25 protein-coding genes are annotated in these 26,503 nt (G+C 63.1%); 11 read left to right on the top strand and 14 right to left on the bottom strand.

The features are described 5' to 3' along the window. Positions 1–145: 145 nt before the first annotated feature. Positions 146–1,045, bottom strand: a complete 900-nt coding sequence (gene hslO / locus CAG18_RS23875) for an Hsp33 family molecular chaperone HslO (protein WP_015268604.1) — start codon at positions 1,043–1,045, stop codon at positions 146–148. Between the two features lie 122 nt (positions 1,046–1,167). Here hslO and CAG18_RS23870 point away from each other — a divergent pair, with 122 nt between their 5' ends. Beyond that, the gene (locus tag CAG18_RS23870) at positions 1,168–1,962 is read left to right on the top strand and encodes a phosphatase PAP2 family protein (RefSeq protein ID WP_015268603.1); all 795 of its coding nucleotides are present in this window, start codon (positions 1,168–1,170) and stop codon (positions 1,960–1,962) included. A gap of 194 nt (positions 1,963–2,156) precedes the next feature. Here the strand turns inward: CAG18_RS23870 and CAG18_RS23865 are convergent, their stop codons facing one another. Further along, positions 2,157–2,558: an RNA-binding S4 domain-containing protein gene (locus CAG18_RS23865; protein WP_013970457.1), complete on the bottom strand. Its 402-nt coding sequence runs from the start codon at positions 2,556–2,558 to the stop codon at positions 2,157–2,159. Positions 2,559–2,667: 109 nt separating this feature from the next. Here CAG18_RS23865 and CAG18_RS23860 point away from each other — a divergent pair, with 109 nt between their 5' ends. Continuing rightward, positions 2,668–3,150 carry an ATP-dependent zinc protease gene (locus CAG18_RS23860; protein WP_003257436.1) on the top strand — a complete coding sequence of 161 codons (483 nt, stop codon included), beginning with the start codon at positions 2,668–2,670 and terminating at the stop codon, positions 3,148–3,150. Beyond that, positions 3,147–4,052, top strand: a complete 906-nt coding sequence (rimK, locus tag CAG18_RS23855; RefSeq protein ID WP_013970455.1) for a 30S ribosomal protein S6--L-glutamate ligase — start codon at positions 3,147–3,149, stop codon at positions 4,050–4,052. Before CAG18_RS23860 ends, rimK begins: the two co-directional genes overlap by 4 nt. 114 nt (positions 4,053–4,166) lie before the next feature. On the opposite strand, the gene CAG18_RS23850 is transcribed toward rimK, so the two are convergent. Together CAG18_RS23850 and ompR are read right to left on the bottom strand one after the other, a co-directional pair. Next, complete coding sequence (locus tag CAG18_RS23850) at positions 4,167–5,480, bottom strand: ATP-binding protein (protein WP_013970454.1); 1,314 nt, start codon at positions 5,478–5,480, stop codon at positions 4,167–4,169. A 13-nt stretch (positions 5,481–5,493) separates the two neighbouring features. Continuing rightward, positions 5,494–6,234 (bottom strand): two-component system response regulator OmpR, encoded by a 741-nt coding sequence (gene ompR / locus CAG18_RS23845; protein WP_012270052.1) that lies wholly within the window; start codon positions 6,232–6,234, stop codon positions 5,494–5,496. Positions 6,235–6,451: 217 nt separating this feature from the next. Here ompR and CAG18_RS23840 point away from each other — a divergent pair, with 217 nt between their 5' ends. From CAG18_RS23840 to CAG18_RS23825, 4 genes are all read left to right on the top strand, one after another. Then, positions 6,452–8,776: a Tex family protein gene (locus CAG18_RS23840; protein ID WP_015268601.1), complete on the top strand. Its 2,325-nt coding sequence runs from the start codon at positions 6,452–6,454 to the stop codon at positions 8,774–8,776. Then, positions 8,776–9,159: a PaaI family thioesterase gene (locus CAG18_RS23835; protein WP_003257433.1), complete on the top strand. Its 384-nt coding sequence runs from the start codon at positions 8,776–8,778 to the stop codon at positions 9,157–9,159. The genes CAG18_RS23840 and CAG18_RS23835 overlap by 1 nt, the downstream gene beginning before the upstream one ends. A 153-nt stretch (positions 9,160–9,312) precedes the next feature. Continuing rightward, a complete protein-coding gene (gene gshA, locus CAG18_RS23830) occupies positions 9,313–10,890 on the top strand; it encodes a glutamate--cysteine ligase (protein WP_015268600.1) in 1,578 nt (525 codons plus the stop codon). Then, entirely contained in the window at positions 10,890–11,516 is a 627-nt protein-coding gene (locus CAG18_RS23825; RefSeq protein ID WP_054573387.1) for a TetR/AcrR family transcriptional regulator, read from the top strand. Before gshA ends, CAG18_RS23825 begins: the two co-directional genes overlap by 1 nt. Positions 11,517–11,643: 127 nt before the next feature. On the opposite strand, the gene CAG18_RS23820 is transcribed toward CAG18_RS23825, so the two are convergent. From CAG18_RS23820 to CAG18_RS23785, 8 genes are all read right to left on the bottom strand, one after another. After that, positions 11,644–11,859 carry a molybdopterin-binding protein gene (locus tag CAG18_RS23820; protein ID WP_003255829.1) on the bottom strand — a complete coding sequence of 72 codons (216 nt, stop codon included), beginning with the start codon at positions 11,857–11,859 and terminating at the stop codon, positions 11,644–11,646. Between the two features lie 44 nt (positions 11,860–11,903). Continuing rightward, the gene (gene ssuB / locus CAG18_RS23815) at positions 11,904–12,716 is read right to left on the bottom strand and encodes an aliphatic sulfonates ABC transporter ATP-binding protein (RefSeq protein WP_013970450.1); all 813 of its coding nucleotides are present in this window, start codon (positions 12,714–12,716) and stop codon (positions 11,904–11,906) included. Continuing rightward, positions 12,713–13,510, bottom strand: a complete 798-nt coding sequence (ssuC, locus tag CAG18_RS23810) for an aliphatic sulfonate ABC transporter permease SsuC (RefSeq protein ID WP_015268598.1) — start codon at positions 13,508–13,510, stop codon at positions 12,713–12,715. The genes ssuB and ssuC overlap by 4 nt, the downstream gene beginning before the upstream one ends. Positions 13,511–13,520: 10 nt before the next feature. Continuing rightward, positions 13,521–14,669 (bottom strand): FMNH2-dependent alkanesulfonate monooxygenase, encoded by a 1,149-nt coding sequence (ssuD, locus tag CAG18_RS23805; RefSeq protein ID WP_085721694.1) that lies wholly within the window; start codon positions 14,667–14,669, stop codon positions 13,521–13,523. 59 nt (positions 14,670–14,728) lie between these two features. Continuing rightward, positions 14,729–15,694: a sulfonate ABC transporter substrate-binding protein gene (locus CAG18_RS23800; RefSeq protein ID WP_015268596.1), complete on the bottom strand. Its 966-nt coding sequence runs from the start codon at positions 15,692–15,694 to the stop codon at positions 14,729–14,731. 84 nt (positions 15,695–15,778) lie between these two features. Continuing rightward, on the bottom strand, positions 15,779–16,372 hold the full coding sequence (gene ssuE, locus CAG18_RS23795; RefSeq protein ID WP_054573384.1) for an NADPH-dependent FMN reductase: 594 nt from the start codon (positions 16,370–16,372) through the stop codon (positions 15,779–15,781). Between the two features lie 289 nt (positions 16,373–16,661). Next, positions 16,662–17,300 carry a peroxiredoxin gene (locus tag CAG18_RS23790; protein ID WP_013970445.1) on the bottom strand — a complete coding sequence of 213 codons (639 nt, stop codon included), beginning with the start codon at positions 17,298–17,300 and terminating at the stop codon, positions 16,662–16,664. A gap of 164 nt (positions 17,301–17,464) precedes the next feature. Further along, on the bottom strand, positions 17,465–18,799 hold the full coding sequence (locus CAG18_RS23785; protein ID WP_041506347.1) for an OprD family porin: 1,335 nt from the start codon (positions 18,797–18,799) through the stop codon (positions 17,465–17,467). 508 nt (positions 18,800–19,307) lie between these two features. On the opposite strand from CAG18_RS23785, the gene tauA reads away from it, so the two are divergent. From tauA to tauD, 4 genes are read left to right on the top strand one after another with little or no spacing between them, the layout of a single operon-like run. Next, the gene (gene tauA / locus CAG18_RS23780; protein ID WP_085721693.1) at positions 19,308–20,279 is read left to right on the top strand and encodes a taurine ABC transporter substrate-binding protein; all 972 of its coding nucleotides are present in this window, start codon (positions 19,308–19,310) and stop codon (positions 20,277–20,279) included. A gap of 28 nt (positions 20,280–20,307) precedes the next feature. Further along, positions 20,308–21,096, top strand: a complete 789-nt coding sequence (gene tauB, locus CAG18_RS23775) for a taurine ABC transporter ATP-binding subunit (protein ID WP_023660883.1) — start codon at positions 20,308–20,310, stop codon at positions 21,094–21,096. Continuing rightward, positions 21,093–21,932, top strand: coding sequence for a taurine ABC transporter permease TauC (gene tauC / locus CAG18_RS23770; RefSeq protein WP_085721692.1), 840 nt, complete (start codon positions 21,093–21,095; stop codon positions 21,930–21,932). The genes tauB and tauC overlap by 4 nt, the downstream gene beginning before the upstream one ends. A 49-nt stretch (positions 21,933–21,981) precedes the next feature. After that, positions 21,982–22,815, top strand: coding sequence for a taurine dioxygenase (tauD, locus tag CAG18_RS23765; protein WP_015268590.1), 834 nt, complete (start codon positions 21,982–21,984; stop codon positions 22,813–22,815). 114 nt (positions 22,816–22,929) lie between these two features. On the opposite strand, the gene betT is transcribed toward tauD, so the two are convergent. Together betT and epsC are read right to left on the bottom strand one after the other, a co-directional pair. Continuing rightward, positions 22,930–24,891 (bottom strand): choline transporter BetT, encoded by a 1,962-nt coding sequence (gene betT, locus CAG18_RS23760; protein WP_167506610.1) that lies wholly within the window; start codon positions 24,889–24,891, stop codon positions 22,930–22,932. 333 nt (positions 24,892–25,224) lie between these two features. After that, positions 25,225–26,157: a serine O-acetyltransferase EpsC gene (gene epsC / locus CAG18_RS23755; RefSeq protein ID WP_039614256.1), complete on the bottom strand. Its 933-nt coding sequence runs from the start codon at positions 26,155–26,157 to the stop codon at positions 25,225–25,227. Between the last annotated feature and the right edge of the window lie 346 nt (positions 26,158–26,503).

The following is a 26,503-nucleotide window of genomic DNA, read 5'->3' as shown; positions in this document are numbered from 1 at the left end:
AAACGTTTTGTAGTTGTCTTGAAAAAACTACTACAGCGAAAAAAGTGGCCGGATTATGCCAGAAACGCCCAAAAAAAGTAGGCCCCTCCTGTCAGAACTGCGCTTTTGCGCAATTCGACAGGAGATTGTCCTGTAGTTAAACGTTTCAGTGACGAGTTTCTGAGGCTACGTCAGTGCCGCCACCGGCAAACAGTTGCGCCACATCGCTGGCGTCGAAGAAATAGCGCTCGTTGCAGAACTGGCAATCGATCTCCACCTGCCCGCCGCATTCTTCCACCAGCGCCTTGGCATCGTGCTCGCCCAAACTGACCAGCGCATTGCCGGAACGTTCGCGAGAGCAGCTGCAGTTGAAGCGCAACGGCTGGATATCGAACAGGCGCACGGCATCTTCGTGGTACAGGCGGTGCAGCAGGGTTTCGTTGTCCAGCGCCCACTCATCGGCCTTGAGCGTGGTGGCCAATGCCACAACGTGCTGCCAGCTTTCTTCACGCTCTTCATCGTCCGGCTGGCGATCGCGCGGCAGTTGCTGCAGCAGCAGACCACGGGCCTTGCCGCCTTCGGCGTTGAGCCAGAAGCGCGTGTTGAGCTGTTGCGACTGGACGAAGTAGTTGGTGAAGCACTCCGACAGGGTGGCGCCGTCGAGGTCGACGGTGCCCTGGTAGCGCTGGCCCTTGACGGGATCGATGGTCAGGGTCAGGTGGCCGTCGGGCATCAGCTGCGACAGGGTAGCATCCGCCGGGATCTGGTCCGCTTCGTAACGGGCCATGCCACGGATGTCCCGGTCACCCGAACATTCGACCATCAACAGCGGGATCGGCCCTGCGGAACGCGCCTGCAGAATCAGCAGGCCGTCGAACTTCAGCGCCCCCACCAGCAAGGCGGTGGCGGCCATCAGCTCGCCCAGCAGTGCCTGCACCGGCTGCGGGTACTCATGACGCGCCAGCACCGCGGCGTAGCTGTCATCGAGAGACACCCACTCGCCGCGCACATCGCGCTCGTCGAAGATGAAACGTTGGGTGAAATCGGTATCAGGCAAGTCGCTCATAGGTTTTGGCTATCTGAAAAATAATGACAAAATGGTTACAAGGGTTGTCGGAAAACATGCGAGAACCCCGTGACAGAGCGCTCACAAGGCGCTCCGATTCCTGTTTGCAATAGAGGTATTTTATGGACAATCGACCACTGTTCCAAGCAAGGTGGTCCTGGGGGCCATTGGCAGCCTGTACGCTGCTTCCTATCGCTCTACTGTGTTTCTGGTTATGGCCCATTGGCCAGATCTTGTGCCTGACTTTCGACGAGTGGCTGTTCCACAGCCTGAATGCGCCGCTGGCCGACAACACCACCTGGCGCTACATCTGGACCGTCGGTAGCCTGCGCCCATTCGACATCGTCGTCGGCCTGATCCTTCTGGCAGTGCTTATCCGTGGTGACTGGGTGTTCAAGGCAACCCAGGTGCGCCAGGCCTTTTTCGGCTTCCTGGTCACGCTAATCCTCTTAGTGGTGATTCGCGCGCTGTTTTCCAAGTGGGTGGATGCAGCCGGCTGGCAGCACAAGAGCCCGTCGATGATGTTCGACGAGGTGGTGCACCTCAGCGACTACTATCCGAACCTGGAGGCGGCCTGGGAGCTCAAGGACCGTTCCAGCAAGAGTTTCCCGGGGGATCATGCCTCGGTACTGCTGGTCTGGGCGCTGTTCATGAGCGTGTTCAGCCGCCGCCTGGTGCAGTACCTGGTGGTCTGGGGGCTGGCGGTATTGTTCATGTTGCCGCGTCTGGTGGCCGGTGCCCACTGGGGGCAGGATGACTACATCGGCGGGCTGCTGATGGCGGTGCTGGCGTTGGGCTGGAGCTGCTATACGCCGCTGGCGGCCAAGGGGAGTGCAGTGCTGCTGCGCTGGACGGCGCCGTTGTTCGCGATAGCGGCCAAGTTACCGTTGGTCGGGCGCTTGGCGGTGACCCGCTAGATCCTTGGGGCTACTGCGTAGCCCATCGCGGCACAAGGCCGCTCCTACAGGGGGGCGCAGGCCTCAGGCCTTGTGCTGGCTGCCGTGGCCTCATCGCCGGCAAGCCAGCTCCCACAGGGATTGCACAAGTTTCAGGGCTTGCGCAGTACCTGTGGGAGCTGGCTTGCCGGCGATGGGCCGCAAAGCGGCCCCGGCTATTCGAAGCTCCCATGCAACTGGTGAATCTGCCGCCGCTGCTTCTTGGTCGGCCGCCCATCGGTGGTCACGCCCATCGCCCCGGCCTTGCGCAGTTCCGCCGCCTGTTCACGCCGGCGCACGCTGTCCTCGGTCTCTTCGTACAACGTCTGCGCCTCTGGCGCCCCACGCCGCACCACCGACAGAGCCTTCACCACCACGGTGCGCTCGTCGAATCCGGTGCGCAGCACGAACTCGTCACCCACCCGCGGCTCCTTGCCCGGCTTGCAGCGCTCACCCCGGCAATGCACCTTGCCGCTCTCGATCGCAGCCTTGGCCAGCGCGCGAGTCTTGTAGAAGCGTGCCGCCCACAGCCATTTGTCCAGGCGGACCTTGTCGTCGTCTTCGGCTTTTTGTGCCATCCCGTTACCTCGAACGCTGTGTTTCATCGAACTGTACTACCGTAACGATCGGATGCAAAAAATCCCCGCCGTGCTTACAGTTCACCACCTCATCCGCAGGGTGCGTTTCGTGAAGACATTTGACCATTTGACTGTGATCGGCCTGCGCGAGTGGGTCGCCCTGCCCGACCTTGGAGTGGCCGGGCTGCGCGCCAAGATCGACACCGGTGCCAGCACCTCCAGCCTGCACGCCACCGAAGTGGAACCGTTCGAGCGCGACGGCCAGCCCTGGGTCCGCTTTACCGCACATCTTGGCTCGGTAGTGCAGTTGCGCCACCGCCGCTGCGAGGCACCGCTGGTGACCATGAAAACCATCAAGAGCTCCAACGGCCAGGCCCAGACCCGCTATGTCATCCGCACGTCACTGGCCCTGGGCGACGGTGTGTGGGAAGTGGAGTTCACCCTGGCCTGCCGCAAGAACATGCGTTATCGCCTGTTGCTGGGTTCCAAGGCCCTGATCCATGGTCAGCTGGTGGTCAACCCTGGCCTCAAATACGTACAAGACAAACCGGCCTTCCCGGCCACCCTTTCTACTGCCACAGGTGCTGCATGAAGATCGCTGTGCTGTCGCGCAATCCGCGTCTGTATTCCACCCGCCGCCTGGTCGAAGCCGGTACCCAGCGGGGCCACGAAATGGTGGTGATCGACACCCTGCGGGCCTACATGAACATTGCCAGCCACAAACCGCAGATCCACTACCGCGGCAAGCCGCTGGAAGGCTTCGATGCGGTGATCCCGCGCATCGGTGCATCGGTGACCTTCTATGGCTGCGCAGTGCTGCGCCAGTTCGAGATGATGGGTGTGTATCCGCTCAACGAGTCGGTAGCGATAGCCCGCTCCCGCGACAAGCTGCGTTCACTGCAATTGCTGTCGCGGCGCGGCATCGGCCTGCCGATTACCGGCTTCGCCCACTCGCCGGACGACATCCCCGACCTGATCCAGATGGTCAACGGCGCCCCGCTGGTGATCAAGGTGCTGGAAGGCACACAGGGCATCGGCGTGGTGCTGTGCGAAACCACCAAGGCCGCCGAATCGGTGATCGAGGCGTTCATGGGGTTGAAGCAGAACATCATGGTGCAGGAATACATCAAGGAAGCGGGTGGCGCGGATATCCGCTGCTTCGTGGTCGGCGACAAGGTCATCGCGTCGATGAAGCGCCAGGCCAAGCCGGGGGAATTCCGCTCCAACCTGCACCGAGGTGGGGTGGCCAGCCTGATCAAGATCACCCCGGAAGAACGCATGACCGCCATACGCGCGGCCAAGGTGATGGGCTTGAGTGTGGCGGGTGTGGATATCCTGCGCTCCAACCACGGGCCGCTGGTGATGGAGGTGAACTCGTCGCCGGGGCTGGAGGGGATTGAAGTGACCACCGGCAAGAACGTGGCCGCCATGATCATCGAGCATCTCGAGAAGAATGGCGGGCCTAATCAGACTCGGACCAAGGGTAAGGGCTGAGATTTTGGGGCTGCTGCGCAGCCCATCGCGACACAAGGCCGCTCCTACAGGATTACGCGATCCTCTTTAGGAGCGGCCTTGTGTCGCGAAAGGGCCGCAAAGCGGCCCCGGCAATCACACGGCATTACGCGGCAGCAACAGCCCCAAAGGCAACCGTACCCGCGCCTCGATCCCACCCCCGGACCGATTGCGCAACTCCACATTCCCGCCATGCTGCGCCGCGATCCGCTTGACGATCGCCAGCCCCAGCCCGGTGCCCTTGCCCCCCCGGGCCCGGTCACCACGAATGAACGGGTTGAAGATGGTCTCCAGCTCCGACTCGTCGATCCCCGTCCCGCGGTCCAGTACGCTCAGCACCACATACGGTGCACTCTCGTCGCCCGACACATAGGCGGCCACCTCGACCCCCTTGCCGGCGTGGTGCAGGGCATTGCCGATCAGGTTGCCCAGCATGCGCTTGAGCGAAACCCGGCGCAGCGGGAACGGTGGGATCGGCTCCAGGCACAGCCGCACCCGTTCTTCCGGCTGGTTGTACGGCGCCACCACTTCGCGCACCAGGTCGGCCAGGTCGACCTCCTCAACCGGCTCGTCACGGCCGTCGCGGATAAAGGCCAGGAACTGGTCGAGGATCGCGTCCATGTCCTCGATATCGCGGACCATGTCGTCACTCAGTTCGCTGTCGCTGTCCAGCAACGACAACGACAGGCGCAGGCGCGTCAGCGGTGTGCGCAGGTCGTGGGAAACCCCGGCCAGCATCAGCTCGCGCTCGCGCCCGGCCTGCTCGACATCCTCAGCCATCTGGTTGAAGGCCTTGTACACCTCGGTCATCTCGCTGGGCGTATCGCTGATCGGCAGGCGCACGCTGCGCCCCTGGCCCAGTTGCCGGGCGGCGAACACCAGGCGCTTGAGCGGCTGGTTCAGCTGGCGCACGAAGATCCAGGCCGAAGCTGTGGACAACAGGCCGATGGCCAGGAACCAACCCAGCACGTTCCAGATCTTCTGCCCACGCAGCGGGTGCGGGTACAGCGGTACCTTCAACCAGCCCGGCCCCAGGCTTGGCGCATTGACCCACAACGCCGGCGGTGCATGAATGCGCAACCGTACCTCGGTGTCTTCGCCCAACTCGGCCTGCATCTGCCGTTGGTAGATTTCGCTGTAGGGCCAGTGCTGCTCACCCTCGGGCACGCCCGAGCCGGTGACCCGGATAAGGCCTGCCGCTTCGGCGATCTTGTCGCGGTTTTCTTCGTCGGCTGCCCAATAGGCGCGCAGGGTCAGCGCAACACCGTGGCTGTACTGACGGTCGACCAGCACGTCCTCGTTCATCAGCAGGTAGACCAGGGTCAAGGCCTTGGAGAACAAGACGACGATCAACACCAGCCACAGGGTGCGGGCGAAGAAACTTTGCGGAAACCAGAGCGGTGTTTTCATCGACGGCGCGGCATCATTTACCGGCGTTTCCGTCCGGCACGAACACGTAGCCCACGCCCCACACGGTCTGGATATAACGCGGCTTGGACGGGTCCGGCTCGATCATGCGGCGCAGACGCGAGATCTGCACGTCGATGGAGCGTTCCAGCGCATCCCATTCACGGCCACGCGCCAGGTTCATCAGCTTGTCGCGGGTCAGCGGCTCGCGCGCGTGCATCACCAGCGCCTTGAGCACGGCGAACTCGCCGGTAGTGAGCATGTGCACTTCGTCGCCACGCTTGAGTTCGCGGGTGGCCAGCGACAGCTCGTAGTCGCCGAAGGTGACCGACTCGTCTTCGCTACCCGGCGCACCCGGCACGCTCGGTGCCTGGCGGCGCAGCACGGCCTTGACCCGGGCCATCAGCTCGTCGGGGTTGAACGGCTTGCCCAGATAATCGTCAGCGCCCAGCTCCAGGCCCTTGATACGGCTGAGCTCGTCGCCCTTGGCGGTGAGCATGATGATCGGGATCTGGTTGTTCTGCTGGCGCAGGCGCTTGCACGCCGACAGGCCATCCTCGCCGGGCAGCATCAGGTCGAGAACCACCAGGTTGAACACCTCACGCTGCAGCAGGCGGTCCATCTGCTCGGTGTTGGGCACCGCGCGGGCACGGTAGCCCTTGCTGGTGAAGAAACGTTCCAGCAGGCTGCTCAGCCCCGGGTCGTCGTCGACGATGAGAATCTTGTCACCTTCAGCGGTGTTTGGCGTGCCGGTCATGAATAACTCCTCTGATATCGCCGCGCATTATGGCGTAGCCATTGCTGCACGTTGCGTGAGCATTGTTAGCAGATTTTTCCCCCGGCGCCAGTTCCGGCTGGCCGGGCGCCATCACCGCAAGCCGTTTGCGATGGGTATAATGCGCGGCTTTCATCCAGCGCCGCCGGGCGACAGGCCCACAGGCGACCCCCGTATTCACAAATGTCAGGTGGTTTACATGGACAGCATCAACAGCCGTATCGCCGAGGAACTGGGCGTACGCCCCCAGCAGGTCGAGGCGGCCGTGGGCCTGTTGGACGAAGGCTCGACCGTGCCCTTCATCGCCCGCTACCGCAAGGAAGTGACCGGTAGCCTGGACGACACCCAGCTGCGCCATCTGGAAGAGCGCCTGCGCTACCTGCGCGAACTCGACGAGCGCCGTGCCAGCATCCTGGCCAGCATCGAGGAGCAGGGCAAGCTGACCCCGGAACTGGCCCGCGAGATCAAGCTGGCCGATACCAAGACCCGCCTCGAAGACCTGTACCTGCCGTACAAGCAGAAGCGCCGCACCAAGGGCCAGATCGCCCTGGAAGCCGGCCTCGGCGAGCTGGCCGACGGCCTGTTCAACAACCCAGACCTTGCCCCGGAAAGCGAAGCCGCACGCTTCGTCAACGCCGACAAGGGCGTGGCCGACGTCAAGGCCGCGCTGGAAGGCGCCAAGTACATCCTCATGGAGCGCTTCGCCGAAGACGCCGCCCTGCTCGACAAGCTGCGCAGCTTCCTCAAGCAGGAGTCGGTGCTCAGCGCCCGCGTCGTGCCTGGCAAGGAAGAGGAAGGCGCCAAGTTCCGTGACTACTTCGCCCATGACGAACTGCTGCGCAACGCGCCGTCGCACCGCGCCCTGGCAATTTTCCGCGGGCGTAACGAAGGCGTGCTGAGCGCCTCGCTGAAAGTCGGCGAAGAACTGCCCGGCACCCTGCACCCGTGCGAACTGATGATCGGCAACCACGTCGGCATCGAGAACCGCAACCGCCCGGCCGACAAGTGGCTGGGCGAAGTGGTGCGCTGGACCTGGAAGGTCAAGCTCTACACCCACCTGGAAACCGACCTGTTCGGCGAGCTGCGCGACAACGCCGAAGGCGAGGCGATCAATGTGTTCGCCCACAACCTGCACGACCTGCTGCTGGCCGCCCCGGCCGGCCCGCGCGCCACCCTGGGCTTCGACCCGGGCCTGCGTACCGGCTGCAAGATCGCCGTGGTCGATGCCACAGGCAAGTTGCTGGACCACACCACGGTCTACCCGCACGCGCCGAAGAACGACTGGGACCGCACCATTTCGATCATGGCTGCACTATGCGCCAAGCACTCGGTGGAGCTAATCGCCATCGGTAACGGCACCGCCAGCCGCGAAAGCGACAAGCTGGTGGCGGAGCTGGTCAAGAAGTACCCAGCGCTGAAGATCACCAAGATCATGGTTTCCGAGGCCGGCGCTTCGGTGTACTCCGCATCGGAACTGGCCGCCCGCGAATTCCCGGACCTGGACGTGTCGATCCGTGGCGCCGTGTCGATTGCCCGCCGCCTGCAGGACCCGCTGGCCGAGCTGGTGAAGATCGACCCGAAATCCATCGGTGTCGGCCAGTACCAGCATGACGTGTCTCAACTGAAACTGGCGCGCGGCCTGGACGCCGTGGTCGAGGACTGCGTGAACGCCGTGGGCGTGGACGTCAACACCGCCTCGGTGGCCCTGCTGACGCGCATCTCCGGCCTTAACGCTACCCTGGCGCAGAACATCGTCGCCCATCGCGATGCCAACGGCCCGTTCGCCACTCGCGCGGCACTGAAAAAGGTCAGCCGCCTGGGTGAGAAAACCTTCGAACAGGCCGCCGGCTTCCTGCGTGTGATGAACGGCGACAACCCGCTGGATGCCTCCGCGGTGCACCCCGAGGCCTACCCGCTGGTGCAACGGATTGCCGCCGATACCGGCCGTGACATCCGCTCGCTGATCGGTGACAGCAGCTTCCTCAAGCGCCTGGACCCGAAGAAATTTACCGATGAAACCTTCGGCCTGCCGACCGTCACCGACATCCTGCAAGAACTGGACAAGCCTGGCCGCGACCCACGCCCCGAGTTCAAGACCGCCACCTTCCAGGACGGCGTCGAAGACCTCAAGGACCTGGAACCGGGCATGATCCTCGAAGGCGTGGTGACCAACGTCACCAACTTCGGTGCCTTCGTCGACATCGGCGTGCACCAGGACGGCCTGGTGCACATTTCGGCGCTGTCCGAGAAGTTCATCAAGGACCCGCGTGAAGCGGTCAAGGCCGGCGACGTGGTCAAGGTCAAGGTCATGGAAGTGGACATCCCGCGCAAGCGTGTCGGCCTGTCCATGCGCATGAGCGACACCCCTGGCGAGAAGGTCGATGGCAACCGCGGCGGTAACCGTGGCAATGGCGGCAACCGCCAGCAGCAGGCGCCGCGCCAGCGCGAAACCGCCACCGCAGCACCGGCCAACAACGCCATGGCAGCCCTGTTCGCCAACGCCAAGCAGCTGAAGAAGAAGTGATGGACGTTCCACGCGAATACGTCGAAAGCGCCTTCAGCCAGCTCCTCGGCTGCCGCCTGCAACGCCTGGAGACAGGTGTTGCCGAGGTAGCCCTGGCGCTCGAGCCACACTTGCGCAACCGTGGCCAGAAGCTGCACGGCGGGGCGATCTTCAGCCTGGTGGACATCGCCATGGGCCTGGCCTGCTCGGCCAGCCATGGTTTTGACCAGCAAAGCGTCACCATCGAGTGCAAGATCAACTACATGCGCGCCGTCAGTGACGGCGAGGTGCTGTGCACCGCCCGCGTGCTGCACGCCGGGCGGCGTACCCTGGTGGTCGACGCCGACGTAGTTCAGGGCGACAAGCTGGTGGCGAAAGCGCAAGGAACCTTCGCGGTTCTCTAGCTCACCAAGCATTATCTGCGGTATTTTCAGCAGTGCGCTGGCACTGCTGGATCCGCGTTAACCAGGCGACAACGCCAGTTCCTTTCTTCCTACCCTTGTAGACCGTTATCTCTACCCCCATATTGGGGCGACTGACGCGTGAAGGAATACATCTTGAGCGACCTCCTCAACCGCCGCCTGAGCCTGCTCGGCGCCAATCTTCCCCTGCTCAAGCAGTGCCTGCACGGTATTGAGCGCGAATGTCTGCGCGTGACCGACGAAGGTCGCCTGGCCCAGACCCCGCATCCGCAAGCCCTGGGATCGGCGCTGACCAACGAGCAGATCACCACCGATTATTCCGAGTCGCTGCTGGAGTTCATCACCCCGGCCCTTCCCGACCCGGCCAAGGTGCTGGAAAGCCTCGAAGAGACCCACCGTTTCGTCTACAGCAAGCTGGGCGACGAATATCTGTGGAGCCCGTCGATGCCCTGCACGCTGCCAGCCGAGGAGGACATCCCGATCGCCGAGTACGGCAGCTCGAACATCGGTAAGCTCAAGCATGTCTACCGCAAGGGCCTGGCCCTGCGCTACGGCCGCACCATGCAGTGCATCGCCGGTATCCATTACAACTTCTCGCTGCCCGAAGCGCTGTGGCCGTTGCTGCGCGCCGCAGAAGGCGGCAGCGAGAGCGACCGCGACTACCAGTCGTCGGCCTATATCGCGCTGATCCGTAATTTCCGCCGCTACAGCTGGCTGCTGATGTACCTGTTCGGCGCCTCGCCGGCCCTGGACAAAGGCTTCCTGCGTGGCCGCCCGCACCAGCTCGAAGAGCTGGACGCCGAAACCCTGTACCTGCCCTACGCCACCAGCCTGCGCATGAGCGACCTTGGCTACCAGAGCAACGCCCAGGCCGGCCTCACGCCGTGCTACAACAACCTGGCCAGCTACACCGACAGCCTGCGCAAGGCGGTGGGCACGCCCTACCCGCCTTACGTCGAAGTCGGCACGCACGTGGATGGCGAGTGGGTACAGCTGAACACCAACATCCTGCAGATCGAAAACGAGTACTACTCGAACATTCGCCCCAAGCGCGTCACCTACACCGGCGAGCGGCCGATCCAGGCCCTGACCTCGCGCGGCGTGCAGTACGTGGAAGTGCGTTGCCTGGACATCAACCCGTTCCTGCCGGTGGGCATCGACCTGACCGAGGCGCGCTTCCTCGACGCGTTCCTGCTGTTCTGCGCGCTGGAAGACAGCCCGCAACTGGACAACGGCGAATGCGGCCAGTGCACCAACAACTTCCTGACAGTGGTCAAGGAAGGCCGACGCCCGGGCCTGGAACTGCGCCGCAATGGCCAGCCGATCGGCCTGAAGACCTGGGCCAGCGAGCTGATCGAGCGAATCCGGCCACTGGCCGATCTGCTCGACCAGGCGCAAGGCGGTGCAGAGCACGGCAATGCCCTGGATGCCCAGCAGGCCAAGGTCGACGACGCCTCGCTGACCCCGTCGGCCCAAGTGCTGGCGCGCATGACCGAGCATAACGAAAGCTTCGTCAAGTTCGCCCTGCGCCAGAGTCGTATTCACGCCGAAACCTTCCGCGAGCAGCCACTGCCGGTCGAACGCCAGCAGGCCTTCGAAACCCTCGCCCGCGACTCGCTGGCCGAGCAGTCGCGCCTGGAACAGCAGGAAGTCGGCGACTTCGACCTGTTCGTCGGCGCCTACCAGGCCAGCATCCTGGCGATCAGCAACTGATGACCCGCACTGCCACCCCGCGCAAGCCGCGCGCCAGCAGCCAGGCCAGGATCGAGGCGATCCTGGCTGCTGCACGCGAGTTGCTGGCCGAGCTGGGGGTGGCGAGCCTGTCGATCTACAGCGTGGCCGAGCGCGCACAGATACCACCGTCGTCGGTGTACCACTTCTTCGCCAGCGTGCCGGCGCTGCTGGAGGCGTTGACGGCCGATGTGCACCGGGCCTTTCGGGAAGCGCTGAGCGCGCCGATCGACAGCAGTGCGTTCAACACCTGGCACGAGCTGTCACGGCTGATCGAGCAGCGGATGCTGAATATCTATAACGAGGACGCGGCGGCGCGGCAGCTGATCCTGGCCCAGCATGGCCTGAGCGAAGTGGTGCAGGCCGACCGGCAGCACGACATGGAACTGGGCGACTTGATGCACAAGTTGTTCGACCAGCATTTTCATCTGCCCGTGATGCCGGTGGATGTGGACGTGTTTGCCCTGGCCATGGAATTGAGTGACCGGGTGTATGCGCGGTCGGTGCAGCTGCATGAGGCGATCACCCCGCGCATGGCCGAGGAAGGCAAGCGAGTGTTCGAGGCGTATCTGGGGTTGTATCTGCCGCCATTTCTGGCCAAGCGTTAAATTTGATGGCCTCATCGCCGGCAAGCCAGCTCCCACAGGTACAGCACAAGGCCTGAAGCTTGTGGGCACCTATGGGAGCTGGCTTGCCGGCGATTGGGCTGCAAAGCAGCCCCATGGCCAACACCCATCACAGCTTGGCGATGGACACTTCAGTCGATTTCACGAAGGCAATCACTTCACTGCCCACCTGCAGCTCCAGCTCACGCACGGAGCGGGTGGTGATGACCGAAGTGACGATGCCCGAGGCAGTCTGCACGTCGATTTCCGACAGTACCGGACCTTCCAGGATTTCCTTCACGGTGCCTTTGAACTGGTTGCGAACGTTGATGGCTTTGATGGTCATGATTTGATTCCTTCTCTATGGCTTCAGTCTGGTAAGTGAGTCAGTCAGTGCGCCCAACGCAGTTGCGTGGGCAAAGGGGCTACAGGATCCGGCTCGGGCGCAGCGCCCGGGGCCGACAGAACACGGTTGAGCACTTCGCTTTCCAGCGCGGCCAGGCGGTGCGAACCACGCGCCCGAGGCCGTGCCAGGTCGACAGTGAGGTCGAGCCCGACTTCGCCGTCCTCGATCAGGATCACCCGGTCAGCCACGGCGACTGCCTCGCTGACATCGTGGGTAACCAGCAACACGGTGAAGCCGTGCTGACGCCACAGGCGTTCGATCAGTTGCTGCATCTCGATACGGGTCAATGCATCCAGTGCACCGAGCGGCTCGTCCAGCAGCAGCAGGCGCGGCTGGTGAATCAGCGCCCGGGCCAGGGCCACACGCTGCTTCTGGCCACCCGACAGAGCCGCCGGCCATTCATTGGCGCGATCGGCCAGGCCAACGGACTCCAACGCTTCCAGCGCACGCGGGCGCCAGTCGCCAGACAGGCCCAGGCCAACGTTGTCGATCACCTTCTTCCATGGCAGCAGGCGCGCGTCCTGGAACATCAGGCGGGTTTCTTCGCGGGCCTGTTCCAGCGGCGCGGCACCGGCCAGCAACTGGCCTGCAGTGGGCTGGTCGAGACCGGCCAGCAGGCGCAGCAAGGTGCTCTTGCCGCAGCCACTACGGCCGACGATCGCGACGAACTGGCCGGCAGGAATATGCAGCTCGATCCCCTTCAGCACTTCGCGCTGGCCAAAGGTCTTGCGCAGGCCGCTGGAAGCCAGCGGGATGCCACGCAGCAGGCGTGGCGGCTGTTCCTTGAGTACGGTCATGCGCCCTCCCTCCTGGCCACTTGATAGGCCGGGTGCCAGCGCAGCCAAACACGCTCCAGGCCCCGGGCTGCGAGGTCGGCAAGCTTGCCGAGCACGGCATACAGGACGATGGCCAGCACTACCACGTCGGTCTGCAGGAACTCACGGGCGTTCATCGCCAGGTAACCGATGCCGGCATTGGCCGAAATGGTTTCGGCAACGATCAGGGTCAGCCACATGAAGCCCAGGGCAAAGCGCACGCCTACCAGGATCGAAGGCAATGCCCCGGGCAGGATCACCTGGCGGAACAGGCTGAAGCCGGACAAGCCATAGCTGCGCGCCATTTCCACCAGCGCCGGGTCGACGTTGCGGATGCCGTGATAGGTGTTCAGGTAGATCGGGAACAGCGTGCCCAGCGCCACCAGGAAGATCTTTGCCGACTCGTCGATACCGAACCACAGGATCACCAGCGGGATCAGCGCCAGGTGCGGCACGTTGCGGATCATCTGCACCGAGCTGTCGAGCAGGCGTTCGCCCCAGTTCGACAGGCCGGTGATGAAGCCCAGCACCAGGCCGATGCTGCCACCGATGACGAAGCCCAGCCCGGCACGCCAGCCACTGATGGCCAGGTGGGTCCAGATCTCGCCGCTGCGCACCAGCTCGACGCCGGCGCTGACCACGGCGCTGGGCGCGGGCAGGATGCGCGTCGACAGCCAGCCGGCGCTTACCGCCAGTTGCCAGGCAGCCAGCAGCAGTACCGGCAGCGCCCATGGCGCCAGGCGCTGGCCAAGGTTGTTGGAAGTTGCACGACTCATGGCCTGGCCCTCAGCTCTGCGCAACGGACTTGGGCAGGATGTCGTTGGCCACCATTTCGCCAAACGGGCTCACATAGCCGCCGGCCTTGGCTTGCTCCGGGCGTTGCACATCCAGGTGCGGGAACAGCAGCTCGGCCACCCGGTACGACTCTTCCAGGTGCGGGTAGCCGGAGAAGATGAAGGTATCGATGCCCAGCTCGGCGTATTCCTTGATGCGTGCCGCGACGGTCGGGCCATCCCCCACCAGCGCGGTACCGGCACCGCCACGCACCAGGCCGACACCGGCCCACAGGTTGGGGCTGACCTCCAGCTTGTCACGGTTACCGTTGTGCAGGGCGGCCATGCGTTGCTGACCGACCGAGTCGAAGCGCGCCAGCGAGGCCTGGGCGCGAGCGATGGTGTCGTCGTCCAGGTGCGAGATGAGCTTGTCGGCAGCGGCCCAGGCTTCTTCGTTGGTTTCCCGCACGATCACGTGCAGGCGGATGCCGAAGCGCACTTCGCGGCCCTGAGCAGCGGCTTTCTCACGCACCTGGGCGATTTTTTCAGCGACCGCACTCGGCGGCTCGCCCCAGGTCAGGTACAGCTCGACCTGCTCGGCGGCCAGGTCCTGTGCGGCTTCGGAGGAACCACCGAAATACAGTGGCGGGCGTGGTTGCTGGATCGGCGGGTAGAGCAGCTTGGCGCCCTTCACCTGGATGTGCTTGCCGTCGTAGTCGACCACCTCGCCTTCCAGCACCTTGCGCCAGATACGGGTGAACTCTACAGAGGCTTCATAACGTTCCTGATGGTTCAGGTGCAGGCCGTCACCGGCCAACTCGTCCGGGTCGCCACCGGTCACCAGGTTGAACAGCGCGCGGCCGTTGGACAGGCGATCAAGGGTTGCTGCCTGGCGTGCCGCCACGGTCGGCGAAATGATCCCGGGGCGCAGGGCGACCAGGAACTTCAGCCGCTGGGTCACCGGGATCAGCGATGCCGCGACCAGCCAGGAGTCCTCGCAGGAGCGCCCGGTAGGTATCAGCACGCCACCAAAGCCGAGCCGGTCGGCCGCCTGGGCGATCTGCTGCAGGTAGCCATGGTCGACGGCGCGCGCGCCATCGGAGGTGCCCAGGTACTTGCCGTCACCGTGGGTAGGAAGAAACCAGAAGATGTCAAGGCTCATTGGAGTTGTCTCCTCAAGGGGGGCTCAGCCAGGGCGGCGCCCCGGCGCAGGCGAATCAATCAAGGCGCACTGGCGACCTTGGCCGGGGGTGTCCAGATCACGTCCTTGATGCTCAGCGGCTTGGGAATCAGCTTCAGTGCCTGGAACGTGTCGGCGATCTTCTGTTGCGCGGCCACCACTTCCGGGGTGAGCGGCGCGGCACCGTAGCCTTGGCGCTTGACCGAAGTCAGGGTGATATCGGCGGGCAGGCCGAGCAGCGGCGCGACCTGGTCGGTCACTTCCTGCGGGTTGGCCTGGGACCATCCACCCACGGCACGCACTTCTTCGATCAGGGTGTTGATCACCGCAGGGTGCTGGGTCGCGTAGTTGCGGGTGGCCAGGTAGAACTGATGGTTGTCGACCAGGCCCTTGCCGTCACGCAGGGTATGAGCCTGCAGCTGTTTCTCGGCGGCAGCCTGGTACGGGTCCCAGATCACCCAGGCGTCCACGCTGCCGCGCTCGAAGGCGGCGCGGGCGTCGGCCGGGGGCAGGTACACCGGCTGGATGTCGCTGTATTTCAGGCCGGCGTCTTCCAGGGCGCGAACCAGCAGGTAGTGAACGTTGGAGCCTTTGTTGAGGGCGACTTTCTTGCCCTTGAGGTCCTTGACCGACTGGATCGGCGAGCCCTTAGGCACCAGGATCGCCTCGCTGTGCGGTGCTGGCGGCTCGTAGGCGACGTACAGCAGGTCGGCACCGGCGGCCTGGGCGAACACCGGCGGGGTTTCACCGGTGACGCCAAAATCGATGGAGCCGACGTTCAGCCCCTCAAGCAGTTGCGGGCCGCCGGGGAACTCGGTCCATTGCACCTGCACGCCCTGCTCGGCCAGGCGCTTTTCCAGCGTGCCCTTGGCCTTTAGCAGCACCAGGGTGCCGTATTTCTGGTAACCGATACGCAGGCTCTCGGCCTGGGCTTGGGTGATGGCGCCGAAGGACACAGCCGCCGCAAACAGGGCGACCAGACCGCGACGCAAGAAGACTGTGCGCATGGCGCTCTCCTGTGCGAGTGGGTTCGGGTTGCACCTGCTTGCCTCGTTGTCGGGCGAGTAAGGTGATGAAGCGGGTTGGGCCGGTCAGATGCTCCAGCGAGCGCTGATCAGGCGTTCGTTCAATATGCCGGGCGCCACGGGGCGCGGCCGGCGGGCTAGTGCAACGTGGAAGGTTTCCAGCGCGTCCTGCAGGCGTTCTTCCAGCGCCGCTACCAGCTGCGCGGGCCTGGAGCCTTCTGCGTAGGCGACCTGGCTGTCGTCGGCGAAGATCCCTTGCAGGGTCTCTTGCGCCTTGAGTGCCGACAGCACGGGTTTCAGCGCGTAATCCACCGCCAGCATGTGGGCGATGCTGCCGCCGGTGGCGATCGGCAACACGATCTTGTGTGCCAGGGCGCGTTCGGGCAGCAGGTCGAGCAAGGTTTTCAGGGCACCGGCGAACGAGGCCTTGTACACCGGCGTGGCGACGATCAGGCCATCGGCCTGGGCCACCAGCTGCTGGAAGTGCTGCACCTGCGGGCTGTCGAAACGGGCGTGCAGCAAGTCTTCGGCGGGAAAGTCACGTACCTGGAACGTCACTACCTCGACGCCACGGTCCTGCAGCCACTGGCGAGAACGCTCCAGCAGCACGCCGGAGCGTGAACGGGTACTGGGGCTACCACCGATTGAGACGACCAGCATTGCAGCGCTTCCTTGTGTTTTGTTGGAGGTGACATTAACAGTCGTCGCATATATCTAGAAATCATATTTTTTCATTTATTTATTCCATTTTTATCAATCTCCTGTTTTGGCCCTTTCGCGGGTAAACCCGCTCCCACAGGGATCGCACAAGGCCTGGGACTTGCACTATTCCTGTGGGAGCGGGTTTACCCGCGAAGAAGCCCACGCAGTTTCAGCAGGCATAAAAAAGGGCCGTCGAAACGGCCCGAATATCCCTGCTTTGGCTAAGAGCAATGCAACGAGGAATCCTTTAACGATTGGGCTGCGGAGTCAGCCGCAGATAGGGTTTGACCGCCCGGTAACCTTTGGGGAAACGCTGCTTGATCTCTTCCTCGTCCTTCAGCGAGGGCACGATTACCACGTCGTCACCGTCCTGCCAGTTACCTGGCGTGGCGACCTTGTGGTTGTCGGTCAGCTGCAGCGAGTCGATCACCCGCAAGATTTCGTTGAAGTTGCGCCCGGTACTGGCCGGGTAGGTAATGGTCAGGCGCACCTTCTTGTTCGGGTCGATGACGAACAGCGAGCGCACGGTCAGGGTGTCGCTGGCATTCGGGTGGATCAGGTCGTACAGGTCGGACACCTTGCGGTCGGCGTCGGCAATGATCGGGAAGTTGACCACGGTGTTCTGGGTCTCGTTGATGTCATCGATCCAGCGGTGATGCGAATCGACCGGGTCCACCGACAGGGCGATGGCCTTGACCCCGCGTTTGGCGAAATCGTCTTTCAGCTTGGCGGTCAGGCCCAGCTCGGTGGTGCACACCGGGGTAAAGTCGGCTGGGTGAGAGAACAACACCCCCCAGCTGTTGCCCAGCCACTCGTGGAAGCGGATCTTGCCTTCGCTGGAATCCTGTTCGAAATCGGGGGCGATATCGCCGAGTTTTAGGCTCATGGGCTGCGGCTCCTGTGCTGGGTTCTGTACCGTGTGGGTTCAATGTGCCTGCATTCGATTAAAAATAAAAAGAATAAATACTGATTTGTTTATAACCAAAATAATACGATATTGCAGACACAAAAAAGCCTCGCACTAGGCGAGGCTTCTTGTTCAGCTACGGCTTACAGGAAGTTGTAAGTGTAGTTCACGATGAAGCGAGTCTGGTCTTTGTCCCCGATGCTTTCGCCGCTACCACGGTAAACACCCTGACGCAGGCTGAAGCCCAGGCCTTTGAGAGTGCCTTGCTGCAGGGTGTAGTCGACGCGTGCGTCACGTTCCCATTCGTTGTAGCTGCCGTCGCCCGACTTGTTGCGGATGTCGTCACCACGCAGGTAGGCCACCGAAGCCTTCAGGCCTGGAACGCCCAGGGACGCGAAGTCATAGGAGTACTGACCGAAGGTGGTGTTCTCACCGGCACGAGCGAACTGGTTGATCATGCTATCGGTGAACAGGTAGAAGCTCGAGCCGCCATTGCCTTCCAGCGACGAAGTGGAGCCGTCCTTGCGGACACTACCTTGGTTCAGCCAGACGAAACCACCATCGTCACCTACCTGCTGGTGACCGACCATCAGCGCATGGCCACCCAGGGTGTATGTGAACATGGCGCTCCAGGTCTTGTTGTCGACCTCGCCTGTGTTCTTCGCGTAGCCACCGTTGTTGTCGAAGGCGTAACCGGTCTCGCCATTCTTGCCGTCGCTGCGGCTATCGAAGTAGCGCAGGTCGGTCTTGAACGACTGGTTGTCGGCGATCTTGAAGACGTGGGTAGCACCCAGGAAGTGCTGCTTGTAGAAGTCTTCCAGGTTCGAGTAGTAGTACTGCAGGGTCAGGTCGGGAGTGAGCTTGTAGTCACCACCGGCGAACTGGAACTTGTTGCTGTCGCGGAAGGCGCCAGAAACGGAAAGACCGGTACGGTTGCTCGAAGCACGACCCATGGCGTGGGTCAGTTGACCTGCGTTGAAGGTCAGGTTGTCGATTTCCTTCGACTGGAGGGTGCCACCCTCGAAGGTCTGCGGCAGCAGACGGCCGTCGTTGGAGACCAGGATCGGCAGCATAGGCGCCAGGGCGCTACCGTAGTGGACCTCGGTCTTGGAGAAGCGAGCCTTGGCGTTACCACCAATGCGTGCCCAGTCGTGAACTGCCGAACCATCGGAGTCGCTTGGGAAGAAGGTGTTGTTGGCATCTGGACGGCTACCACGGCCACCATCCAGGTGAATGCCCCACAAAGCCTGGACGTCGACACCAAAACCTACGGTGCCTTCGGTGAAACCAGACAGGTAGTCGAGCTTGAAGCCCTGACCGCTTTCTTTCTGGTCGATACCGCTTTCGCGGTTGTCATCGTTGAAGTACATGGTGCGCGAGCTGAGCGACAGCTTGCTGTCTTCAACGAAACCGGCAGCGCCTGCTTGTTGGGCGAGAACCCCCAGTGCCACGGCCAGGGCCAGGCTGGACTTGTACATGTTTTGCTCCTCTACGTTCTAATTCTTGTGTATCTCTGGTGGCGGGATCTGCTGCCCCGCTCACCGTGGATTGGCGATTTAGTCCCAAAGCGTGACCGTAAAGTCAATCGTTTCTAAACGTTTCGCGACTTTGGTCTAAGACGCCAGCTGCGCTACAGGATAATGACAATCCTATAAATCCAAAATGACCGTTTTATGAATTGGTAAGATTTTTAAGGAATATGTTAGGAATTATTACTGCTATTCGTTAGAAGCAGGACTCTTTTCATAACTAATAGTTATTTGCAAACGTTTGCTCATAACCTAATTCCGTATCGTTCTATCGGGACGAAAAAGCCTAGCAGCACTCTCGGATTTCACCATTGAGCGAAATCACAGCGTTTCCCTGTTAACGCGTCTCAAACCATTGGCTCCTAAGCTAATGCAAAAAAGTTATTTATTTTACATTTCTTAGATCAATTAGCCTTCTCGTCATCCACCACACCTATTGCCTGACGAGAGGTTCACCATGATCCCGCACGCCCCGCTGCGCCTGTTCGCCGCCCTGACCCTCGCCAGCGCCAGCTGGTTGGCCCAGGCTGCTGACCTGACCGTGGCCTACCAGACCACCGTCGACCCGGCCAAGGTGGCGCAGGTCGATGGCGATTACGAAAAAGCCAGCAAGGCCAGCATCGACTGGCGCAAATTCGATAACGGCGCCGACGTGATCACCGCCGTAGCCAGCGGCGATGTACAGATCGGCTACCTGGGCTCCAGCCCGCTGGCCGCCGCAGCCTCCCGCAAGCTGCCGGTCGAGACCTTCCTGATCGCCACGCAGATTGGCGGCGGTGAAGCACTGGTCGCCCGCGACAGCATCAAGACTCCGCAAGACCTGGTCGGCAAGAAAGTCGCCGTGCCTTTCGTCTCCACCGGCCACTACAGCCTGCTGGCCGCGCTGAAGAGCTGGAACATCGACCCGGCCAAGGTGCAGATCCTCAACCTGGCGCCACCGGCAATCATTGCCGCCTGGAAGCGCGGCGACATCGATGCCACCTACGTCTGGGACCCGGCCCTGGGTGTGGCCAAGGAAAACGGCAAGGTGCTGATCACCTCCGGCGAGCTGGCCGAGAAAGGCGCACCGACCTTCGACGCATGGATCGTGCGCAAGGACTTCGCCGCCAAGCACCCCGACGTGGTCAAGGCTTTTGCCAAGGTCACCCTCGACGCCTACGCCGACTACCGCAAGAACCCGCAAGCCTGGCTGGCCAACCCCGACAACGTGAGCAAGCTGGCCAAACTGTCTGGCGCCAAGCCTGCCGACATCCCGGTGCTGCTACAGGGCAACGTCTACCCGCTGGCCGCCGACCAGGCCAACGCACTGGGCGCACCGACCACCCAGGCGCTGACCGACACGGCCACCTTCCTCAAGCAGCAAGGCAAGGTCGACGCGGTGCTGCCGGACTACTCCCCGTACGTCAGCGCCCAGTACCTCCCCAACTAAGCCTGTAGAAAACCGACCGGAGCCTGCCATGGCCTTGCTCGAACTGGAGCGCATCAGCGCACAGTACCCCGGTGCCGAAACCCCGGTACTGGCCGACATCAACCTGAGCCTGGGGCCGCGCCAACTGCTGGTGGCCCTGGGTCCTTCCGGCAGTGGCAAGACCTCGCTGCTCAACCTCATCGCAGGCTTCGTCGCCCCCAGCGGCGGGCGCATCACCCTGGACGGCGTGCCCGTCCAGGGCCCCGGCGCCGAGCGCGGCGTAGTGTTCCAGGACGATGCGCTGCTGCCCTGGCAGAACGTGCTGGGCAACGTCGCATTCGGCCTGGAACTGGCCGGCGTGCCACGCGCCGAGCGTGAGGCCAAGGCCCGCGAAATGCTGGCCCTGGTCGACCTTGACGGCTTTGGCGAACGGCGTATCTGGCAATTGTCCGGTGGCCAGAAGCAGCGTGTTGGCCTGGCCCGGGCGTTGGCAGCCGATCCACGAGTGTTGCTGATGGACGAACCATTCGGCGCACTTGATGCCTTCACCCGCGAGCAGATGCAGGAGTTGTTGCTGCAGGTATGGCAACGCACCGCCAAGCCGGTGTTCCTGATTACCCACGACATCGAAGAAGCCGTGTTCCTCGCCAGTGAACTGGTACTGCTGGCGCCCAACCCGGGGCGCGTGGTGGAGCGCCTGCAACTGGACTTCGGCCAGCGCTACGCAGCGGGTGAATCGGCGCGGGCTATCAAGTCCGACCCGGCTTTTATCGAAACCCGCGAGCACGTACTTGCGCGGGTGTTCTCTCAACGCCAAAGCCTGCAGGAGCGCGCATGAGCAGCCTGGACCTGCCGGTCACCGGCAAGCGCAACACCCAACCCCGGCCAGCCACCAAGCTGCGCCGCCCCCTGCCCACCCGCTGGATCAGCACCCTAACCCTGGCCAGCCTGCTGTTGGCCTGGTGGCTGGTGACCGCGGCCGGCTGGATCGAGCCGCTATTCCTGCCCTCGCCCGCCGACATCCTGGCCAAGGCCGGGACCCTGCTGACCCAAGGCTATATGGATGCCAGCCTGTGGCAGCATCTGGGTGCCAGCCTGGGGCGCATCGGCGTGGCCCTGCTTGCCGCCACCCTCACCGCCATCCCGGTGGGTATCGCCATCGGCTACAACCGCGTGGCCCGAGGCATTCTCGACCCGCTGATCGAGTTCTACCGGCCGATCCCGCCGCTGGCCTACCTGCCGCTGATCGTCATCTGGTGCGGCATCGGCGAGCTGTCCAAGGTGCTGCTGATCTACCTGGCAATCTTCGCCCCCATTGCCATTGCCACTGCCACCGGCGTGCGCACGGTCGACCCGGCCAAGCTGCGTGCCGCGCAGTCGCTGGGCGCGACCAAGGCCCAGCTGATCCGCCACGTGATCCTGCCCAGCGCCCTGCCCGACATCCTCACCGGCATCCGCATTGGCCTGGGGGTTGGCTGGTCGACCCTGGTGGCTGCCGAGCTGATCGCCGCCACCAGCGGCCTGGGCTTCATGGTGCAGTCGGCGGCGCAGTTCCTGGTCACCGATGTGGTGGTGCTGGGGATTTTGCTGATCGCCCTGATCGCCTTCGCACTGGAAATGAGCCTGCGTGCCTTGCAGCGCAGGCTGGTGCCTTGGCACGGGCAGAGCCACTGAATCCTGTGTGACCACGCCAGCAGCCTGGCGCCTGATTGAAGAGACCGACATGAGCCTGACCATCACCCCCCTCAGCCCGGCGCTCGGCGCCCAGATCAGCGGCGTGGACATCAGCCGCGATATCACCGTCGAAGAACGAGACGCCATCGAGCAGGCGCTGCTGCAGCACCAGGTGCTGTTCTTCCGCGACCAGCCGATCAACCCGCAGCAGCAGGCGCGGTTTGCCGCCCGCTTCGGCGACCTGCACATCCACCCTATCTATCCCAACGTGCCGGAAACCCCGCAGGTGCTTATCCTCGACACGGCGGTGACCGATGTGCGCGACAACGCCGTGTGGCACACCGATGTGACCTTCCTGCCGACCCCGGCCCTGGGCGCGGTACTCAGCGCCAAGCAGTTGCCGGCCTACGGCGGCGACACCCTTTGGGCCAGCGGCATCGCTGCCTTCGAAGCCTTGTCGGCGCCGCTGCGCGAGATGCTCGACGGGCTGACAGCCACCCATGACTTCACCAAGTCGTTCCCGCTGGAGCGCTTTGGTACCACGCCGGAAGACCTGGCGCGCTGGGAAGCAACCCGGCGGAACAACCCGCCGCTGTCACACCCGGTGGTGCGCACGCATCCGGTGAGCGGGCGCAAGGCGCTGTTCGTCAATGAGGGGTTCACCACGCGCATCAATGAGCTGGGCGAACTGGAAAGCGAGGCACTGTTGAAACTGCTGTTCGCCCATGCGACGCGGCCGGAGTTCAGCATTCGCTGGCGGTGGCAGGAGAATGACGTGGCGTTCTGGGACAACCGCGTGACCCAGCATTTTGCGGTGGATGACTACCGGCCGAACCGGCGGGTGATGCATCGGGCGACCATCCTCGGGGATGCGCCCTTCTGAAACTGGGAGGCCTTTGGCCTCCATTCGCAGCACAAGGCTGCTCCTACAGGGAAGCGCGATCCCTTGTAGGAGCAGCCTTGTGCTGCGAATGGGCCGCAAAGCGGCCCCAGCGATCTAGCGGACCAGATGCAGGTACTGCATGTGCCGTTCGTACTGGTCGAGGATGTCGTTGATGATCTGCTCCTTGCTGTAGCCCACCAGGTCATAGTTCTGGCTGCCTTCGCTCAGGTGCACCTCCGCCCGGTAGTAACGGCGGTTCTTCAACTCTTGCGTACCCAGCCCACCCAGGGCGAACGATGGCGTGAAGTAACCACGCATCTGCACCTGGTAAATGAACGGCTGTTCCTCGCCATGGCCAATCTTCAGGCTGACGTTGTCGTGGCTCGGGTCGTCCTGGGTAATCAGCACCAGGCCCTTCTGCTCGAACACTTCACGCACATCGGCAATTGCCGGGCGGACCACGTCGTCCATGAAGCGGTATACCTCATCACGCGACGGGAAGTGCACCGCCTGGCTCAGGCGCTGGCGCCAGCCGCCACGGCCGCGGCGTGACTGGGCGAACGGGGCCAGCGAATGCATCTGTGCGATCTGCCGTTGCGACTCCAGGTAGAACGCCTTGTGCAGCCCCCACATCATGCACAGCAGGATCAGCGAGAACGGCAACGAGGTCAGCACCACCGCCGACTTCAGCGAGTCGATGCTGCCGGCGAACAGCAGCGCGCTGGTGATCAGCGCGGTCATCGCCCCCCAGAAGATACGCAGCCAGTTCGGCCCATCCTCGTCCGCATCACCGCCCTTGGCCGACAAGGTCGACAGCACCACGGTGCCCGAGTCGGCCGAGGTGACGAAGAACACAAAGCTGATGAACACCGTCACGGCGATCACCGTCTTGCTCCAAGGGTAGGTCTCCAGCAGCAGGTACAGGCTCATCGACGGGTTATCCAGCGCCGACTGGCCCAACGCTGTCATGCCGTGGTTGATGACTTGGTCCAGGGCACTGTTGCCGAAGATCGACATCCACGCCAAGGTGAAGCCCAGCGGAATCAACAGCACACCAAAGACGAACTCGCGGATGGTGCGGCCACGGGAGATGCGGGCGATGAACAGGCCCACGAACGGCGCCCAGGCAATCCACCAGGCCCAGTAGAACACCGTCCAACCGCCCAGCCAGTCGCGGTTCTCGCCGTAGGCATAAACGTCGAAGCTCTTGCGCGGCAAGGCACCCAGGTAGTCGCCGAGGTTCTGGATCAGCGTGTTGAACAGGTGCTGGGTAGGCCCGGCGAACAACACGAACAGCAACAGCGCGCAGGCCAGGAACAGGTTGATGTCGCTCATAACCCGCACGCCCTTCTCCACCCCGGCGACCGCCACGGCCACCGCCGCGCCCATCATCAGGGTAATGAGCAGCACTTGCACCCACTGGCTGTGGTCGATGCCGAACAGGTAGTCGAGGCCGGCGTTCAGGTGCAGCACGCCAAAACCCATGTCGGCACCCAGGCCGAACACCGTGGCGATGATGCCGAAACCGTCCACCGCATAACCGATCGGCCCGTTGATGCGCTTGCCGATCAGCGGGTACAACGCCGATCGCAAGGCCAGCGGCAGGTTGTGCCGATAGGCGAAGTAGGCCAGGGCCATGCCGACGAAGGCGAACACGCCCCAGCCATGCAGGCCCCAGTGCAGGAACAGGATCTGCATCGCCTGGCGCCCGGCCTCGGCCGTGCCCGCTTCGCCCTGGGGCGGCTGCAGCATGTGGGTCAGGGGTTCGGACACGCAGAAGAAGAACAAGGTGATACTGATGCCGGCGGCGAACAGCATACCGGCCCATGACAGGTAGCTGAACTCGGGTTCGTCGTGGTCGGCACCGAGCTTGATCTTGCCGTAGCCGGACAAGGCGGTGACCACCACGAAGACCAGGTACAGCGTCATCGCCAGCATGTAGTACCAGCCGACCGTGTTGGCCGCCCAGTTCTGCGCCGCCAGCAACCAATCGCCTGCTGCTTGTGGATAGGAAATGACCACGAGGCCGAAGATGAGGATGAAACTTGCCGCGAAATAGAACACCGGGGGGTTCATGCGGATCTTGCCATTGGCAAGGGAAGGGGTCGGTGCACTCATTGGGGGCGCACCTCGTCGAATGACGTAAGGCTCGGAATGAACGGGTTCAGCAAAGGAATCCTCCTGTTGAACACCGGCAGCGGACCAGCGTTTTTTCATTGAACAAGCGTTCAAGTTAAACATGGATCGGATTTCAATGCGAATTGGGGCGCTGATTGGTGCCCTCCTGCACTGACCTCTTCGCGGGCTCGCCCGCTCCCACAGGGACCGCACGAACATTGAATTTTGTGCAGTAGCTGTGGGAGCGGGCAAGCCCGCGAAGAGTCCGGTACAGGCCAATGAAATGCCAGATCAGTTCTTGTCCTGGCAATCCAGCTGCAGGTTGGCCTGGGTAATGTTGCTCTCGGCCGGCACACTGCGGGTCAGCCACACATTACCGCCAATGGTCGAGCCTTTGCCGATGGTGATCCGCCCCAGCACCGTGGCCCCCGCATAGATCACCACATCGTCCTCAACGATCGGGTGGCGTGGCAGCCCCTTGTGCAAGGTGCCCGATTCATCGCTGGGGAAGCGCTTGGCGCCCAGGGTCACCGCCTGGTAGATGCGCACACGCTCGCCGATGATCGCGGTTTCGCCGATCACCACGCCGGTACCGTGGTCGATGAAGAAGCTCGGGCCGATCTGCGCCCCGGGGTGAATGTCGATCCCCGTGGCCGAATGCGCCAGCTCCGAGCTGATCCGCGCCAGCAGCGGCAGGCCGGCCTGGTACAGATGGTGCGCCAGGCGATGGTGGATGATCGCCAGGATGCCCGGGTAGCACAGCAGCACTTCATCGACACTGCGCGCAGCCGGGTCGCCGTGATAGGCGGCCAGAACGTCGGTGTCCAGCAGCACGCGCAGGCCCGGCAGGGCGGCGGCGAATCCCTGCACCAGGCTCAGCGCATGAGCATCGACGCCGGCCAGTTCGCCCTTGCTTTGTCGTGCGGCGTAGCGCAGCTCCAAGCGGGCCTGGGCCAGCAAGGCGGTCAGGGCGGCATCCAGCGTATGGCCGACGTAGAAGTCTTCGCTTTCTTCGCGCAGGTCGACCGGGCCAAGGCGCATGGGGAACAGTGCGCCGCACAGTTGCTCCAGGATGTGCCGCATCGCTTCGCGCGAAGGCAGCTCACGCCCGCCCTGCTCGCCGCTGCTGCGGCCATTGCGGGTGCGCCATTGTTCACGGGCGCCGCGCAGGCCGGTGACGATGCTCTGCAACTGCCAGTGCCCGGATGAAGGTTGTTCGCTCACGGTTTTCTCCTGCCTGAGTAGGCCAAACTCATTTTTATTTGCAGGTCCGGCCTCTTCGCGGGCTCGCCCGCTCCCACAGGGACCGCACAAATTCCAAGCCCTGTGCAGTACCTGTGGGAGCGGGCGAGCCCGCGAAAGGGCCGGACCTGCCTACATGCAATTCACTCTACGGCAAATCCGTCTCTTGGAAAAAACAACGCTTTATTCCATCCTGCGCTAAGTCAGGCATAAGCCGCGATGACGGAGCAGGCAACCTCGCCTACCCTCAATGCAGCCAGCACCTGGCAAAATCCAAAAGGAAATAACAAAATAATTTTTTAGTATTTCTTGGCCTAAGCAGCCGACC

Origin of the sequence: Pseudomonas sp. B22(2017), assembly GCF_002113105.1 — a bacterium.
Classification (GTDB): domain Bacteria; phylum Pseudomonadota; class Gammaproteobacteria; order Pseudomonadales; family Pseudomonadaceae; genus Aquipseudomonas; species Aquipseudomonas asiatica.
Note: the sequence above shows the minus strand (reverse complement) of the source record. Positions and strands in the feature narration are given on the sequence as shown.